A 16,092-nucleotide genomic window follows, 5' to 3' on the forward strand; every position below is an offset into this window, starting at 1 on the left:
CCAGAATCTCACAACAGGCGCTCGGACACGACCCGGAACGGTACCCTTGGCAGCCGGAAGGCCAGCCCCTCGTGCAGCGCCACGTCCATCGCCTGCAGGCGCGGGCACTGCAGTTCGCCTTCCAGCTGCAGCGGCTGCAGGCTGTCGACATCCACCTGCAGTGCGATGCGGGTGCTGGCCCAGCGCCGGTCGCAGGTGCGCGCAATGGCCTCATCCTGGCAGGTCAGGAAGCGCAGCAGGGCCTGATGGCCCCCGAAGCCCCCCCGCCACGCCCCGTCCTCCCAGCCCGCAGCGGCCCGCCACTGCAGGTGCAGCGCAGGCGCACTCCCCTGCCCGCCTTCGATCAGGGTGTGCCCATCGCCATCGACGCGCACCACATGCTCGAAGCGCGTGGACAGGTGGGGCTGCATGGCATCGCTGAAAGCGCGCGCGCCGGCGACGAAGGCCAGCTGGTCCATCACGTTGCGATCGAACAGCACGACCGGGGTCCCGCCCGGATCATCGTCACGGCGCAGGTACCAGCGCCAGTTGCTCTGCCCTGGCGACGGCATCAGGCAGCGCAGCGGTCCCGCCAGCGCCGGCCCGAAGTGGCCATGGCGATAGCTGAGAACGGTGTAAGGCGTGCGTCCGGCATGGACCACGTAGTGATGGCCTGGTGGCGCTGGCGGGGCATGGCGCACATCGACCCACCAGCTCGCGTAGACCACGTCGCGCACGTCGCTGACCAGCACCGGCATCGGCCAGCGCCGCGACAGTGCCCGGCGCAACCGGGTCCAGCGCGGAGCGTGCAGCAGGCGCGGCAGCATCCGTCCGAACGCGTTGTCGGACGGATGCCGGTAGATCGCGGACTGCGCCAGCTCCTCCGGCGCACTCACCTTCAGTCGGCCAGGCCGCGCAGCAGGTCGTTGACGCTGGTCTTGCTGCGGGTCTTGGCATCAACCTGCTTGACGATCACCGCGCAGTACAGCGAGTGGGTGCCGTCCTTGCTCGGCAGCGAGCCGGACACCACCACGCTGTACGGCGGGATGTAGCCGTAGCTGATCTCGCCGGTGGCGCGGTTGTAGATGCGGGTGCTCTGGCTGAGGAACACGCCCATGCCGATCACACTGTGGTGGCCCACCACCACGCCCTCCACCACTTCCGAACGCGCACCGATGAAGCAGTGGTCCTCGATGATGGTCGGGCTGGCCTGCAGCGGCTCCAGTACGCCGCCGATGCCGGCGCCGCCGGACAGGTGGCAGTGCTGGCCGATCTGGGCGCAGGAACCGACGGTGGCCCAGGTATCGACCATGGTGCCTTCGCCGACGTAGGCGCCGATGTTGGTGAAGCTCGGCATCAGCACTACGTCCTTGCCGAAGTACGTGCCGCGGCGGGCGATCGCACCGGGCACAACGCGCACGCCGCCACGGCGGAACTTCGCTTCGTCATAGCCGGCGAAGCGCGATTCGACCTTGTCCCAGAACGGTGCCGGTCGTGCATCGACCACCGCCATGTCATTGACGCGGAAATACAGCAGCACGGCCTTCTTCAGCCACTCGTTGACCTTCCAGCCGCCCTGGCCGTCCGGCTCGGCGACGCGGAATTCACCGCTCTCGAGACCGTCGATCACGCGGTTGACCAGCGGCTTGGTCGAGCCTTCCAGCTCATGCAGGGTCAACGTGGCGCGGCGCTCGAAGGCGCTTTCGATACCGAACTTGAGTTCTTCCACGCCGGGTGCCGACGGCTTGCGCAGCGACTTGCGGGCGATGGTTTCGGCGCGGACGGCTTCGGCGCTCTTGGCCGGGGCCGGCTTCTTCACAGCACGCTTGACCGCAGCCATTTTCTTCGCCGGGGCCTTCACCGCAGCGGCCTTCTTCGGCGCAGTGGCCTTCTTTGCGGCCGGTTCGGCTACAGCAGGTTTCCGGGCCGCTGCGCTCTTGGGGGTCGCAGCGGTCTTCTTGGCGGGCTTGGTGGCCATCAGGCGGGGTCTCCGGCGTTTCGATCAGGGTCCAGGCAGGCCAGCATTGCGTCATGCAGCTGCTGCCGGGCAGGTTCAGTCAGGGGGAGGTCGTGTTCGTCACTGATCACGAAGGTGTCTTCGGCGCGCTCGCCGAACGTGGCAATGCGCGCATCATGCACGCGCAGTCCCTGGTTGCGCAGCACGAACGCCACATCGGCCAGCAGGCCGGGACGGTCGGGAGCGACCAGGGCAAAACGGGTTGCGCCCGGTTCATCGCGGAACTCGATGCGCGGAGCGAAGCGGAAGTGCCGCAGTTGCCGCGGTACCACACGGCGCGACGGCCGCAGGCGCGCCAGGTCACCACTGAGTGCCTCGCGCAGCGCCGCCTCCAGGTTGGCACTGCTGCCATCGGCAAACGTGTCGGCCGGGTTCACTTCGAAGGTATCGAAGATGGTATCGGCCGGACCGTCCAGCACGCGTGCGCGGTGAATGCCATAGCCCTTGCGGTCCAGGGTCATCACGATCGCGGCGAACAGGCCGTCGCGGTCGGGCGAGTGCACGAATACTTCCAGCGCCGGGTCATCCACACTGATCCGGCGCACCTTCACCAGCGCCTGGCCCTGCTTCACCGGTACCAGCGCGGCTGCCTGCCAGGCCAGCTGCTCGGGGCGCAGACGAATGAAGCCCTCATCCGGCATCACCGCGAACTGGCGATCAATGGTGGCATCGTCGTAACCCTGCTCGCGCACCAGTGCGCGCACGCTGTCACGTGCCTCGGCCACGCGTTCGGCGGCCGGTACCGGATGCTCCAGCCCCTCGCGCAGCGCGCGCCGGGTGGCGAAGTACAGGTCGGCCAGCAGGCGGTCCTTCCAGGCATTCCACAGCTTCGGGCTGGTGCCGGCGATGTCGGCACAGGTCAGCAGGTACAGGTAGTCCAGGCGGTCGCGGCTGCCGACCAGAGTGGCGAAGCGATGGATCACCACCGGATCGGCGATGTCCTGCTTCTGCGCGGTCACCGACATGCGCAGATGCTGTTCGACCAGCCATGCCACCAGCTCGGTATCGGTGCCACTGAGCGCATGCGCCTGGCAGAACGCACGCGCGTCCACCGCACCCAGTTCCGAGTGGTCGCCGCCGCGGCCCTTGGCGATGTCATGGAACAGGCCAGCCAGCAGCAGCAGTTCCGGCTTGCGCAGGCGTGGCCACACTTCGTGCGCGATCGAGAAGCGCTCGTCGGCACGGCTGCTGGCGAACTGGCCGATGTTGCGCAGGACCATCAGCGTGTGCTGGTCGACCGTATAGACATGGAACAGGTCGAACTGCATGCGCCCGCTGACCTGGGCAAACGCGGGGATCCACTGGCCAAGCACGCCCAGCCGCGCCATGCGCGAAAGCGTGTCGACCGGGCGCTGGCCGCGCAGCAGGGACAGGAACTGCTCGCGTGCATCGGCATCGGCCTGGTCGTAGGCCGGCAACAACGGCAGCGCTTCGGCCAGCGCGCGCGCGGTCAGCGAATGCAGGCCTCGCACCTGTGGATTGTTGGCCCAGCTGGAAAACAGGGCGAACACCTGGCCGATGTCACCGCGCGGCCAGTCGGCCTCGTTGGCGGCCAGGTAGCCGCGGCGCAGGGAGAAGCCCACGGTCAGCGGTTCCGGCTGGGCCTCGCCATCGAACTGTTCCTCGAAGCGCTGCAGCAGGCGGTCGCTGATCCGGCGCACCACCAGCGCGGCGCGGTAGAAGCCCTGCATCATTTTCTCGACACCGAGATTCTCGGCATCGTCTTCGAAGCCCAGGCGCGCGGCCAGGGTCTTCTGGTAATCGAAACGCAGGCGCTCTTCCGGGCGGCGCGCGACCAGGTGCAGGCCGAAGCGCAGCCGCGCCAGCACCGCACGCTCGCGCTTCAGCGCAGCCGCTTCGTCGGCACCCAGGTGGCCCAAGCCGACCAGCGCTTCCAGGTCGCGTACGCCGAAGGCGCGCAGCGCCATCCAGCCCAGCGTGTTGAGATCGCGCAGGCCGCCGGGACCATCCTTGAGATCCGGCTCCAGGTTGTCGGCAGTATCGCCGAAGCGCTGGTGGCGGTTGCGCAGCTCTTCCAGCTTGGCCAGGAAGAAGGCACGCGCCGGCCACAGCTCGCGGTCGTCGATGGCCTCGCGCAGCGCACGGCGCGCTGCATCATCAGCCAGGATCGGACGCGCCTCGATCAGCGCGGTCAGCACGGTCTGGTCAGCCGCCGCCTCGCGGCACTGCAATGCAGAACGCACCGCATGGCTGACCGCCAATCCGCAGTCCCACAGCAGCGCGAACAGGCGTGCCAATGCCGCTTCATGCGCCAGTTGTGCGGGCGGGTCGCCGAACACCAGCAGGTCGATGTCCGAACGCGGAAACAGTTCCCCCCGGCCATAGCCACCGACCGCGAACAGCGACAGGCCGCTGTCGGCCGGCAGGCAACGCTGCCAGGCTAGGCGGATCAGATGGTCGGCCGCGCGCGCCCGCAGCGCCAGCAGGCGCTCGATGTTGTCGCCCTGGTCGAAGCGGCGATACAGGCGCGCGTCGGCCTGCTGCAGCGCCTGGCGCGCGGCAGCAGCCCAGTCCGGGTCGTTGAGCGACGCGGCCGGCGTGTCCAGCAGCGAACTCGCCGGCAGCATCGTCAGGAGACCTGCGACTCGCCCGGCGACAGCGTCAGCACGTCGACGCCGGTCTCGGTGACCGCGACCATGTGCTCCCACTGCGCCGACAGCTTGCGGTCCTTGGTCACCACGGTCCAGCCATCCGGCAGCACCTTGTTGTAGCGGGTGCCCTCGTTGATCATCGGTTCGATGGTGAAGGTCATGCCGGGCTGCAGCACCAGGCCCTGGCCCGGGCGGCCGTAATGCACCACCTGCGGCTCGTCGTGGTAGACCTTGCCGATGCCGTGGCCGCAGTACTCGCGCACCACGCTGAAACGCTCGCCTTCGGCATAGCTCTGAATGGCATGGCCGATGTCGCCCAGGGTGGCCCCCGGGCGCACCGCGCGGATGCCGCGCCACATGGCTTCGTACGTGGTTTCCACCAGGCGGCGGGCCATCACCGACGGGGTGCCGACGAAGTACATGCGGCTGGTGTCGCCGTGCCAGCCGTCCTTGATGACGGTGACGTCGATATTGATGATGTCGCCATCCTTGAGCACCTTCCCTTCGCTGGGGATGCCGTGGCAGATGACATTGTTGACCGAGGTGCACACGGTCTTCGGGAAGCCGCGGTAGCCGACGTTGGCCGGAATCGCGCCCTGCACGTTCACGATGTGGTCGTGGCAGATGCGGTCCAGTTCCTCGGTGGTGACACCGGGCTTGACGTGGGGGGTGACGATGTCGAGCACTTCGCTGGCCAGGCGGCCGGCGATGCGCATCATCTCGATTTCCTGCGGGGTTTTCAGATTCACGCTCATGGCACCCATTATCGCCGATCCGGCCGCAATCTGAACGAACGCCACCCAACTGCCGATCCGGGTCATGCACGGTTCCGGCAAGGAAAGTGAAAGCGTGATGGCCTCCGCTCTTTCGTCTGCCTAATTATCACGGATTACAGACACTTACGCCTCCTAAGCTGGACCCACCGTCGTCCAAGCGGCACCGAACGTGCCGTCTTCGCCTTGTTCAACGGACCTTCGGGTCAGGGAGGTTGTTCATGCGATCCCCAGTTCGATCCCCGCTGGCATGGGCCGTGGCCGGGTTCCTGCTGTCCAGCCCGGCAATGGCCGCCGACACCACCACCTTCAATGTCACCCTGGTGGTCACCAAGGCCTGCACCATCACGGCGGCGGCCGCGACCAACGTGGACTTCGGCACCGCGGCATCAACCACCACCACGCCCACCCTGGGCCAGGGCACGGTAACCGCCCAGTGCTCGGCACTGACCCCGTACACGATCTCGCTGAATGCGGGCGCCAATGCCAGCACCGCCAATGACGTCACCACTCGGCGGATGAAGAACACCAATGCGGCGGTGACCGCCAACAACTACGTCGGCTACCAGCTCTACCAGGATGCCGCACATACCCTGGTCTGGGGCGCCACAACCGGCACCAACACCCAGGCCGGCATCGGCACCGGCCTGGCCGTGCCTTACATCGTCTACGGCCAGATCCTGAACCTGAGCACCAACAACCCGGCCGCCGGTAGCTACCTGGATACGGTTACCGCCACGATCACCTATTGATGGAGCACGCCCGCATGGCCGGATCCCGCCCGTGGCGCGCCACCGGCGTGGCGCTGCTCGCCCTGTACCTGCTCGCCATCGCGGCCGCCGGCGCTACCAGCCTGCAGGTGGCCCCGACCAGCCTGCAGCTGGAAGCCCGCCAGCGTGCCGGCGAATTGTGGCTGACCAACAGCGGCACCTCACCGGTGAAGCTGCAGGTACGCGTGTTCCGCTGGGTGCAGCAGGACGGCCAGGAACAGCTGCTGCCCACCGATGCGTTGATGGCCACTCCGCCGATGCAGGAACTGGCCGCCGGAGAGCAGCAGCTGGTGCGGGTCATGCGTGCGGACAAGGAACCGCCAGCGGCACAGCAACATTACCGCCTGATCGTTGACGAGGTGCCCGACCTGGCCACCCGCGCGGGTGGCATGCAGTTCGTCCTGCGCTATTCGATCCCGGTGTTCGTGCAGCCCTCGGCCGGCACGCTGGCGCCGCAGCTGCAGGCCCGGCTGGTAAAGCTGGCGGACGGCCGCAACGGCGTCGAAGTAGCCAATTCGGGCAACAGTTACGCTCAGATCGCCGATCTCGCGCTGGGCAGCGCCACGCGCCCGCGCATCGTCCATCCCGGGCTGCTGGGCTACGTACTGCCCGGCCAGGTGATGCGCTGGCCGATCGAACGCACGGCGATCGACCGCGACAACGACCAGATCACGGCCAAGCTCAATGGCGAGTCGGAACAGACGCCACTGTCGCCCCCACCGGCTCGCTGAGGCCATGATGGGCGCGTTGCTGGCTGCCCTGGTTCCCGCGGCGACCGAGGCTGCAGATGTGTCCGGCGTGGCCACGGCGGCTGATGTATCCGGCGTGTCGGCCGATGCGATCCTGCCACCCCCCACCCCGCTGACCGCCAGCCAGACGCTGTACCTGGATGTGTCACTCAACAGCACGCCGCGCGGCCTGCTGCCGTTCACCGAGAACCGTGGCCGGCTGCAGGCCAGCCCCGAAGTGCTGCGCCAGCTCGGCTTCAACGCCAGCGGCGATGCACCGGTCTACCTGGACCAGATCAGCGGTGCGGTGGTGCGCTACGACGCCCACATGCAGACCTTGGCGCTGGACGTGCCGCTGGACCAGCTGACACTGCCCACCACCGTGCTCAGCCGCCCGCAGACGCGCGCCCCCACCGGCAGCGCCTCGCCCGGCGTGCTGCTCAACTACGACGTCTACGGCAGCCGGGTGGACACGCTCGGCACCCTCAGCCTGAGCTCGGAGCTGCGCGTGTTCGGTATCGGCAATGGCACTTTCGAGAACACCGCCATCAGCCGCCGCTACCAGCAACCCGGCGATCGTCATTGGCGCGGCTCCAGCGTGCGTCTGGACACACGCTGGAGCCTGGATTTCCCCGATAGCGCAACGACCCTGGAGGTCGGCGATTTCTACAGCGGGTTCGTCGACTGGACCCGCCCCGTGCGCCTGGGCGGCCTGCAGATCGGCCGCAACTATGGCCTGCAGCCCTACCGCGTGCTGACGCCCACGCCGAGCTTCCTCGGCCAGGCCGTGGTGCCCTCCACGGTCGAGCTGTATGTCGATGGCCTGCGCCAGTACAGCGGGCAGGTGCCGGTCGGTCCCTTCCAGCTCGCAGCACAGCCCGGCATCAGCGGCACCGGCACCGCGCAGGTGGTGGTGACCGACGCATTCGGACGCATGCAGACGCTGGACTTCAGCTTCTACGGCACCCAGCAGCTGCTGGCCAAGGGCCTGTCGGACTGGTCGGTCGGCGTCGGCCACCTGCGCCGGGATTTCGGCGAGCGCTCCTTCGCCTATGACGATCGCACGGTAGCCAGCGCCAGCTGGCGCGGCGGTGTCACCGACGCGTTCACCGGCGAGGCGCATGCCGAAGGCGGCGGCGGCCTGGCCCAGGGCGGCATTGGCGGCTGGTGGCTGCTCGGCGCCGCCGGCGTGTTCAATGCCGCCTATGCGCACAGTAACTACCACGGCCTGCAGGGTGGGCAATGGGCGCTGGGCTACAGCTGGAACAACCGTCGCTTCAACGTCAATCTGCGCAGCGTGCGCAGCCACGGCGACTACCGCGACCTGGGCGCGCTGCAGGGCAACCTGCCACCAAGCATCAGCGAGCAGGCCACGGTCGGCCTGGACCTGCTGCGGCTGGGCACGCTCAGCGCCAGCTATCTGCGCCTGCGCTACCCCGACGGCGACGACAACCGCTATGCCAGCCTGTTCTGGTCGCGCACCTGGAGCCAACGCTGGTCGGCCTACCTGTCGGTGAACCAGAACCTGGACCGCAGCGATGACCGCAGCATCTACCTGTCGATGACTGCCAGCCTGGGCAACAATCGCCAGGCCAGCCTCTCCAGCCAGCGCAACGGCGACCGCCAGAGCTGGGTGGCGGACGTGACCCAGCCGGTGCCCGGCGATGGCAGTGCCGGCGGCGTCGGCTGGCGCGCACAGCTGCGCCACGGCGAGGACGGCAACGGCGGCCTGGCCGAAGTTGGCATCCTCAACGATGTCGGCCGCTATTCATTCGGCGCCTCGCGCCAGGGCGGGCTCAACTATGCCTACGCCAGTGCCAGCGGCAGCCTGGTATGGATGGGCGGGCACGCCTTCGCCACGCGCGAGGTATCCGATGCGTTCGCGGTGATCAGCACCAATGGCGTCGGCGGCGTCCCGGTGCGGCTTGAGAACCGCCTGATCGGTGTCACCGATGATCGCGGCCTGCTGCTGGTCAGTCCGTTGCTGTCCTGGCAGCGCAACCGGGTCTCGATCGACACCCTGGACCTGCCCGAAGACATGCGTGCCGACCGCATCGAGGACTGGGTCACGCCGCGCCAGCGCGCCGGCACCCGCGTGACCTTCCAGCTGCGTTCGCGGTCGTCACTGAGCCTGACCCTGCTGGCGATGGACGGCCAGCCTCTGGAGGTGGGCAGCGAGGTGCAGCTGCCTGACGGTCGCCAGGCCACGGTCGGCTACGACGGCCTGCTCTACCTGGAAGATGTCGCCGCCGGAAGCGTGCTGTACGTCACCACCAGCCATGGCCCGTGCCGGGTGAAGGTACCGGACCTGCCCAAGGTGGTGGCGTCCGGTGCCCGCCCGGAGCCGGCACCGCAGCAGTGCATTCCGGAGGTGGCGCCATGAGGGTGCTGCTGCTCTTCCTGCTGCTGTGGGCCGGCCTGCTGGCAGCGGCGCCGGCCGGCGCCACCGCGGTCTGCACGGCGGTCGCCGATCCGACCCTGCCCTTCGGCAACATCAACAGCAATGCACCCGGCCCGAGCACGGCCAACCTCAACATCACGGTGACCTGCACCACTGCCGCGCTGAGCCTGCTGGCCACCACCGGCGTGCGCGTCTGCGTGGGCATCGGCGCAGGCAGTGGCGGCGGCAGCAGTTCCACGTTCCGCACGATGGCCACCTCTACCAGCGACACGATGAATTTCCAGCTGTACAACAACGCCAGCTTCGGCCAGGTCACTGGCCTGGTCCCGCGCGGCACGCCGCCAGCGCAGGAGCTGACCATGAGCTACAACGTACCGCTGCTGACCGGCGGTAGTGGTGCGCAGACTGTGCAGCTGTTCGGTCAGATTCCGGCCAACCAGGTCCTGGCCTCCGGCGCGTACAGCAGCACTTTCAGCGGTGCCAGCGTGGTGCTGACCTGGGCCTGGAACGAGGTGCTGGCCGGTAGCGCCACCGTCCCCGCCACATGCAACGGCGGCGCCACCGGTACCAACAGCGCGAGCGCGGCCTTCAGTTTCACCGCTACCGCCAACGTGCTGCCGCAATGCGGCAGCTACGTCACCACCAACATGAATTTCGGCAACGTCACCGGCGGCATCCCGGCCAACGTCGACCAGACCGCCACCCTCACCCTGACCTGCCTGAAGAACACCGCCTTCCAGGTCGGCCTGAACAACGGCCGGAACAATCCCGCCGCCACCACCACCCGGCGCATGGCCACCACCATCGGCAACAGCACCTACTACCTGCCCTACGAGCTGTACCGGGATCCGGCACGAAGCCAGCGTTGGGGCAACACCCTGACGGTCGACACGGCCAGCAGCACCGGCACCGGAAGCGCACAGCAGCTGACCATCTACGGCCGGGTACCGCCGGTCACCGGCCAGCCCCCGGCCGGCACCTACAACGACCTGGTGACGGTGACGATCACCTACTGACCTGCGTGCCGACCAACGGTCGGCCCCCACCGGAGCGAAGCCCGTGCCAAGCGCGGGCTCGGCGCTACAGTTGCGGGGCGTCCGGCCGATACCGCGCAGCGAGTCTTTAAGCACGGTGGGTGGCAGGTGGTTCGCGCATTTCTGATCGGGGCGATGCTGGTCGCCAGCACGCCGGCCCGCGCCGAACCGCGCAGCAGCACGCTGCAGATCCGGCTGACCGTGGTCGAATCCTGCAGCGACGATGCCGGCGCTCCCCGTTGCGCGGCGCCACACCAGCGCAGTGACGCCCCCAAGGTGCCGCCCCAGGTCCGCGACCTCGCACCACCGGCGACAGACGACAGCGCAATGCCTTCCGTGACCCTCATCTACTGATGCGCGCGCTGCTGATCCTGCTTGGACTGCTGCTGGCGCAGCCCTCGGCGGCGCTGGAGCTGTTGCCGACCACCCTGCAGCTACCCGCCGAAGGCGGCCGCGCGGAACTGTGGCTGCGCAATCCGGGGCCCGGCCGCTGGCAGGGGCAGGTGCAGGTGCTGGCCTGGGAGCAGCAACTGGACGCCGAACGACTGCAGCCCAGCGACCGGATCCGGGTCAGCCCTGCGCGGCTGGACCTGGCCCCTGGCAGCACCCAGCGCGTCTGGCTGCTGCCAGGCGGTCCGCCAGCATCGGTGGGTGAACAGGCCTATCGGATCGTGCTGGCGCCGGCCTTGCCGGGATTGCCCCGCTACTCGCTGCCGTTGTTCCGCAGCCCAGCGGCGCCAGCGCTGCATGCCCGGCTGCAGGCCCGCGTCGAGGCACTTGGGCCTCAGCCCATGCTGCGACTCAGCAATTCCAGTACGCTGCATGGCCGCCTGCACGATCTGCGATTCATAGCGGCCGACGGCCAATCGTCGCTGCTGGTGGCCGGGCTGGCCGGCTATATCCTCGCAGGCCATGAACGCCGCTGGCCCCTGCCTGCCCGCCCCGATGGCTATGTGGGCGGCCACTTCCGGGCCCGTCTGCAGGACGGCCGCGAGGTCGATCTGGCCGCATCTGACCCTGCAATTGCAGCGGACGCCCCAGCGGGCTATAATCGACCGGATTCCTGCCGCCTGCGTGCGCGGGAGCCCGTCCACACCGGACGTCACCGGTGAATCCACACCTGCTGCCCCCATCCGTGCCGGGGTGCTCCGCGAGGAGTTCGGCCACGGAGGCAACAGGGAAGCCCAACCCCGGAACCGATCGCGCTTCCACGCGTCCCGCATACCTATCCCGCGGGCGGAATCGCTGGTTCCATATCAGGAGTATTGCAATGCCCCAGGTCACCATGCGTCAGATGCTGGAAGCCGGCGTCCACTTCGGCCACCAGACCCGCTACTGGAACCCGAAGATGGCTCCGTACATCTTCGGCGCCCGCGGCAAGATCCACATCATCAACCTGGAAAAGACCGTCCCGCTGTTCAACGATGCGATGAACTTCATCTCGTCGGTTGCCCAGAAGCGCGGCACCGTCCTGTTCCTGGGCACCAAGCGCAGCGCCCGCGAAACCATCAAGGAAGAAGCCGAGCGTTGCGGCATGCCGTTCATGAACCAGCGTTGGCTGGGCGGCACCCTGACCAACTTCCGTACCGTCAAGCAGTCGGTTGCCCGCCTGAAGGAACTGGAAGCCGGTGAAACCGACGGCACCTTCGAGAAGCTGGTCAAGCACGAAGTGCTGGGCCTGCGTCGCGAGCGCGACAAGCTGGAAGCCTCGCTGGGCGGCATCAAGGACATGAACCGTCTGCCGGACGCCATCTTCGTGATCGACATCGGCCACGAAGACATCGCGATCAAGGAAGCCAAGAAGCTGGGCATTCCGGTCATCGCCGTGGTCGACACCAACTACAACCCGGAACTGGTGGACTACGCCATCCCGGGCAACGACGACGCCATCCGCGCTGTGCAGCTGTACGCCCGCGCCGCTGCCGACGCCGTGCTGGAAGGCAAGGCCGCTGCCCCGCACGCCGCTTCGGTGCGCGAGGAAGAGTTCGCTGAAGCCGCTGCTGAAGGCGAAGAGAAGCCGGCCCGCCGCGCTCCGGCCAAGAAGGCTGCCAAGAAGGGCGACGACGCCCAGGCCTGATCCAGGCCCCGGGTGGACGCCCGGCGTCCACCCTCCCTGCACGCAGCCCCTGGCGCGTGACAGGACCGTGTCACACGGGCCGGCCACCATGCCGGCCCAACCCCTTTCTTTCGTGAGGTAATCCCGTGGAAATCACTGCTTCCCTGGTCAAGGAACTGCGCGAGCGCACCGGCGCCGGCATGATGGAATGCAAGAAGGCGCTTACCGAAGCCAACGGCGACATCAACGCCGCTGCTGAAGCCATGCGCAAGTCCGGCGCTGCCAAGGCCGACAAGAAGGCTGACCGCGTGGCCGCCGAAGGCCGTCTGGGCCTGGCCCAGAACGGCGGCAAGGCCGTGCTGGTCGAAGTCAACTCGGAAACCGACTTCGTCGCCAACGATGACAACTTCAAGTCCTTCGTCAACGCCGTCGCTGCCGCTGCCCTGGCATCGGGCGCCACCGACGTCGAAGCCGTGAAGGCCGCCACGCTGGCCGACGGCCGCACCGTTGAAGAAGCCCGCGCCACCGCCGTGCAGACCCTGGGTGAGAACATCCAGATCCGCCGCATGGTCAAGGTCGACACCACCGGCAACATCGGTGCCTACGTCCACACCAACGGCAAGGTTGGCGTGCTGGTCGACCTGATCGGCGGCGACGTCGAGCTGGCCCGTGGCCTGGCGATGCACGTGGCCGCGCTGAAGCCGCCGCACAACAAGGCTGCGGACGTTCCGGCCGAGTTCGTCGAAAAGGAAAAGGAAATCGAGCTGGCCAAGATGACCGAGAAGGACAAGGCCAAGCCGGCCGACATCCTGGAAAAGATCATCAGCGGCAAGATCAACAAGATCGTCAGCGACGTGACCCTGTACGGCCAGACCTACGTGCTGGGCGACACCACCGTCGAGCAGGTGGTCAAGGCCGCTGGCGCGGACGTGGCAGGCTTCAAGCTGCTGATCGTCGGCGAAGGCATCGAAAAGGTGGTGGAAGACTACGCCGCCGAAGTTGCCAAGGCGATGCAGGTCTGATTCCAGCCCTTCGGCTGTGAAACGACCAGAAGGAGCCGCGGGAAACCGCGGCTCTTTTTTTATGCATGGGCCTAGGGATTAACCCATGGCCCATCGGTGGGTGCGCACCGTTGGTGCGCACAACCGGCACCTTTGCGTTGCGCTCGAATCAAGCCGATACTCAGTCGCAGGGAATCCTCAGTCACTTAGCAGGAACGAAAATCGCGGACTGTGATGCATTCCTAGGTATTCTTGCCCCAATGGAATTGAACGACCCGACATGCCTCCCGAGCTGACAGCTGCCCTGGCGCTCTGCCGCAACCTGCCTTCGCCACCCGGTATTGCCCTGCGCATCATCGAACTGGCTCAGGACCCGGAAGCGGACATCGCCACCGCCGCCGACATCATCGCCATCGACATGGCGCTGAGCGCTCGCATGCTGCGCATCGCCAATTCGCCGCTGTATGCCAGCCGCCGCCGCATCGAGAACCTCGGCCAGGCGCTGACCATGCTGGGCCTGAACGCCACGATCAGCCTCGCCCTCGGCTTCACCGTCACCCAGGGCCTGACCGGCGGTGGCGCCGATCATGACCTGCGCCAGCGCGCGTGGAAGCGCAGCATCCTCAGTGCCCTGGCGGCCAGCCAGCTGGGCCAGGCGCGCGGCCTGCGCCGGCTGGAGGAGCTGATGCTGGCCGGACTGCTGCAGGACCTGGGCGTGCTGTGCCTGACCCAGGCCGAGTCGGAGCGCTACCTGCCGCTGCTGCGCGAAGCACGCGACAACATCGACCTGGTTTCCCTCGAGCGCGAGGCGCTGGGCTGCAGCCACGCCGACGTCGGCGCCTGGGTGGCCGAGCAATGGGGCCTGCCCCGCTACTTGGTGGAGAGCATCAGCCACAGCGAGGACGAGGACGCCGCCGAATCGCCATTCCAGGCCTGCGTGCAACTGTCCGGCGCAGTGGCCGACATCTGGCTGGATAGCGACGCCGATGCCGCGCGCGAGCGCGCCCTGCAGCAGGTGCACGACCGCCTGGAGCTGGACAGCGCGCGCTTCGACCAGGTGCTGGCCCGCATCAGCGAGGCCCTGCCCGACATCGCCAGCCTGTTCGATGCCGGCCTCAATTCTCCGGCGCGGGTGCGCGAGCTGATCGATCATGCGCAGGAACTGGCCACGCTGCGCAACCTGCGCGAACTGCAGGATGCCGACCAGGCACGCCGCCGTGCCGACGAATTCGAGGCGCGCGCCAAGCGCCTGGCCGACCAGGCCCATCGTGATGCATTGACAGGCGTGCTCAACCGCCGCCAGCTGGAAGCGGTGCTGGAGCAGGAATTCCTGCGTGCCGGCCGCCAGGGCTGGCCACTGTCGGTGGCCTTCATCGACCTGGACGACTTCAAGAAGATCAACGACGCCCACGGCCACCTGACCGGCGACGAGGTGCTGCGCGCCTTCGCCGGCAAGCTGCAGGGCCAGTTGCGCAACAGCGACACCGTGGCCCGCTTCGGCGGCGAGGAGTTCGTCGCGCTGCTGCCCAACACCAGCGAAAGCGTGGCCCTGGACGTGATCCGCCGGGTGCTGGCCAACATCGTCGCCACGCCGATGGCCGAGCTGGAGGGTGGTCCGCTGTTCGTCACCTTCTCCGCCGGCGTGGCCACCCAGGGCGGCTACGAGCGCTTCGCCGACGTCCAGGACCTGCTGCGCGCCGCCGACGATGTGCTGTACCGCTCCAAGAACCTGGGCCGCAACCGGGTGATCGCCCGCTCGCCGGGGGCGCTGGGCCATGACGAGCTGTCGGCCACGGCCAGCGCCGAACTGGGCTGAACGGGGCGCCCCGGCAGACCGGGCGAACCACCAGATTCTGCGCCGCAGTGCACAAAACACTTTGGCACAACGCCGCATGCGCGTAGAATCGCCCGCGATTTCCACGCACCCGAGGTCCCCATGTCCAAGCTCGCCTATCGCCGCATCCTTCTGAAACTCTCCGGGGAGGCGCTGATGGGAGACGAGGACTACGGCATCGACCCCAAGATCATCAATCGCCTCGCCCGTGAGGTCATCGAAGCCCAGCAGGCCGGTGCCGAAGTGGCGCTGGTGATCGGAGGTGGCAACATCTTCCGCGGCGCCGGCCTGGCCGCCGGCGGCATGGACCGCGTAACCGGCGACCAGATGGGCATGCTGGCCACCGTCATCAACGCCCTGGCCATGCAGGACGCCCTCGAGAAGCTGGGTGCCAAGGCCCGGGTGATGAGCGCGATCAAGATCAACGACGTGTGCGAGGACTACATCCGCCGCCGCGCCATCCGCCACCTGGAAAAGGGCCGCCTGGTGATCTTCGCTGCCGGCGTCGGCAGCCCGTTCTTCACCACCGACTCCGGCGCCGCACTGCGCGCGATCGAGATCGGCGCCGACCTGCTGCTGAAGGCCACCAAGGTCGATGGCGTGTACGACAAGGACCCGAACAAGCACAGCGATGCGGTCCGCTTCGACAGCCTGAGCTACGACGAAGTGATCCGCCGCGGCCTGGAAGTGATGGACACAGCGGCCTTCGCTCTGGCCCGCGACAGCGACCTGCCGATGCGCGTGTTCGACATGGGCCAGCCGGGCGAACTGCTGAAGATCCTCAACGGCGCGAACATCGGCACCCTGGTCCAGGGCCGCGACCCGGCCTGAGCCTGAGCGCAAAGCGACGACCGGGCCGATTCAGGCCCGGCAGCGTCCCGTATTCG

General features: G+C 67.8%; 14 protein-coding genes. 10 read left to right on the plus strand and 4 right to left on the minus strand.

Annotated elements, in window-relative coordinates:
* Window positions 1–8 precede the first annotated feature (8 nt).
* The 4 genes from ACM0PB_RS08775 to map are packed head-to-tail and all read right to left on the minus strand — an operon-like array spanning window position 9 to window position 5,372.
* Window positions 9–875 carry a hypothetical protein gene (locus ACM0PB_RS08775; RefSeq protein WP_262090887.1) on the minus strand — a complete coding sequence of 289 codons (867 nt, stop codon included), beginning with the start codon at window positions 873–875 and terminating at the stop codon, window positions 9–11.
* 2 nt (window positions 876–877) lie between these two features.
* On the minus strand, window positions 878–1,957 hold the full coding sequence (dapD, locus tag ACM0PB_RS08780) for a 2,3,4,5-tetrahydropyridine-2,6-dicarboxylate N-succinyltransferase (RefSeq protein WP_414604697.1): 1,080 nt from the start codon (window positions 1,955–1,957) through the stop codon (window positions 878–880).
* Complete coding sequence (locus ACM0PB_RS08785) at window positions 1,957–4,566, minus strand: [protein-PII] uridylyltransferase (protein ID WP_447576427.1); 2,610 nt, start codon at window positions 4,564–4,566, stop codon at window positions 1,957–1,959. The genes dapD and ACM0PB_RS08785 overlap by 1 nt, the downstream gene beginning before the upstream one ends.
* A gap of 20 nt (window positions 4,567–4,586) precedes the next feature.
* A complete protein-coding gene (gene map, locus ACM0PB_RS08790; protein ID WP_032955117.1) occupies window positions 4,587–5,372 on the minus strand; it encodes a type I methionyl aminopeptidase in 786 nt (261 codons plus the stop codon).
* Between the two features lie 230 nt (window positions 5,373–5,602).
* Between map and ACM0PB_RS08795 the strand changes: the two genes are divergently transcribed.
* From ACM0PB_RS08795 to pyrH, 10 genes are all read left to right on the plus strand, one after another.
* Window positions 5,603–6,133: a Csu type fimbrial protein gene (locus ACM0PB_RS08795; RefSeq protein ID WP_032954051.1), complete on the plus strand. Its 531-nt coding sequence runs from the start codon at window positions 5,603–5,605 to the stop codon at window positions 6,131–6,133.
* A complete protein-coding gene (locus ACM0PB_RS08800) occupies window positions 6,133–6,882 on the plus strand; it encodes a fimbrial biogenesis chaperone (RefSeq protein WP_171955925.1) in 750 nt (249 codons plus the stop codon). The genes ACM0PB_RS08795 and ACM0PB_RS08800 overlap by 1 nt, the downstream gene beginning before the upstream one ends.
* 7 nt (window positions 6,883–6,889) lie before the next feature.
* Window positions 6,890–9,262: a fimbria/pilus outer membrane usher protein gene (locus ACM0PB_RS08805; RefSeq protein ID WP_262220190.1), complete on the plus strand. Its 2,373-nt coding sequence runs from the start codon at window positions 6,890–6,892 to the stop codon at window positions 9,260–9,262.
* Window positions 9,259–10,296: a Csu type fimbrial protein gene (locus ACM0PB_RS08810; protein WP_065186368.1), complete on the plus strand. Its 1,038-nt coding sequence runs from the start codon at window positions 9,259–9,261 to the stop codon at window positions 10,294–10,296. Before ACM0PB_RS08805 ends, ACM0PB_RS08810 begins: the two co-directional genes overlap by 4 nt.
* A 153-nt stretch (window positions 10,297–10,449) precedes the next feature.
* Window positions 10,450–10,668 carry a hypothetical protein gene (locus tag ACM0PB_RS08815; RefSeq protein ID WP_061480195.1) on the plus strand — a complete coding sequence of 73 codons (219 nt, stop codon included), beginning with the start codon at window positions 10,450–10,452 and terminating at the stop codon, window positions 10,666–10,668.
* A complete protein-coding gene (locus ACM0PB_RS08820) occupies window positions 10,668–11,426 on the plus strand; it encodes a fimbrial biogenesis chaperone (RefSeq protein ID WP_231109106.1) in 759 nt (252 codons plus the stop codon). Before ACM0PB_RS08815 ends, ACM0PB_RS08820 begins: the two co-directional genes overlap by 1 nt.
* A 158-nt stretch (window positions 11,427–11,584) precedes the next feature.
* Complete coding sequence (gene rpsB, locus ACM0PB_RS08825) at window positions 11,585–12,391, plus strand: 30S ribosomal protein S2 (protein ID WP_005408748.1); 807 nt, start codon at window positions 11,585–11,587, stop codon at window positions 12,389–12,391.
* Between the two features lie 125 nt (window positions 12,392–12,516).
* On the plus strand, window positions 12,517–13,392 hold the full coding sequence (gene tsf, locus ACM0PB_RS08830) for a translation elongation factor Ts (RefSeq protein WP_414604698.1): 876 nt from the start codon (window positions 12,517–12,519) through the stop codon (window positions 13,390–13,392).
* A 259-nt stretch (window positions 13,393–13,651) separates the two neighbouring features.
* Window positions 13,652–15,187: a sensor domain-containing diguanylate cyclase gene (locus tag ACM0PB_RS08835; RefSeq protein WP_065186369.1), complete on the plus strand. Its 1,536-nt coding sequence runs from the start codon at window positions 13,652–13,654 to the stop codon at window positions 15,185–15,187.
* Window positions 15,188–15,307: 120 nt separating this feature from the next.
* Window positions 15,308–16,036 (plus strand): UMP kinase, encoded by a 729-nt coding sequence (gene pyrH, locus ACM0PB_RS08840; RefSeq protein ID WP_005415854.1) that lies wholly within the window; start codon window positions 15,308–15,310, stop codon window positions 16,034–16,036.
* Window positions 16,037–16,092 lie beyond the last annotated feature (56 nt).

This window comes from Stenotrophomonas sp. AR029, from assembly GCF_047520695.2.
In the GTDB taxonomy this organism is placed as follows: Bacteria; Pseudomonadota; Gammaproteobacteria; order Xanthomonadales; family Xanthomonadaceae; genus Stenotrophomonas; species Stenotrophomonas sepilia.

Excerpts from the sequence above, each read along its gene's own strand:
- rpsB (WP_005408748.1), top strand. The coding sequence starts at position 11,585 with ATGCCCCAGGTCACCATGCGTCAGATGCTGGAAGCCGGCGTCCACTTC.
- ACM0PB_RS08835 (WP_065186369.1), top strand. The coding sequence starts at position 13,652 with ATGCCTCCCGAGCTGACAGCTGCCCTGGCGCTCTGCCGCAACCTGCCT.
- ACM0PB_RS08795 (WP_032954051.1), top strand. The coding sequence starts at position 5,603 with ATGCGATCCCCAGTTCGATCCCCGCTGGCATGGGCCGTGGCCGGGTTC.
- dapD (WP_414604697.1), bottom strand. The coding sequence starts at position 1,957 with ATGGCCACCAAGCCCGCCAAGAAGACCGCTGCGACCCCCAAGAGCGCA.
- ACM0PB_RS08805 (WP_262220190.1), top strand. The coding sequence starts at position 6,890 with ATGGGCGCGTTGCTGGCTGCCCTGGTTCCCGCGGCGACCGAGGCTGCA.
- ACM0PB_RS08800 (WP_171955925.1), top strand. The coding sequence starts at position 6,133 with ATGGAGCACGCCCGCATGGCCGGATCCCGCCCGTGGCGCGCCACCGGC.
- pyrH (WP_005415854.1), top strand. The coding sequence starts at position 15,308 with ATGTCCAAGCTCGCCTATCGCCGCATCCTTCTGAAACTCTCCGGGGAG.
- map (WP_032955117.1), bottom strand. The coding sequence starts at position 5,372 with ATGGGTGCCATGAGCGTGAATCTGAAAACCCCGCAGGAAATCGAGATG.
- ACM0PB_RS08815 (WP_061480195.1), top strand. The coding sequence starts at position 10,450 with ATGCTGGTCGCCAGCACGCCGGCCCGCGCCGAACCGCGCAGCAGCACG.
- ACM0PB_RS08820 (WP_231109106.1), top strand. The coding sequence starts at position 10,668 with ATGCGCGCGCTGCTGATCCTGCTTGGACTGCTGCTGGCGCAGCCCTCG.
- ACM0PB_RS08810 (WP_065186368.1), top strand. The coding sequence starts at position 9,259 with ATGAGGGTGCTGCTGCTCTTCCTGCTGCTGTGGGCCGGCCTGCTGGCA.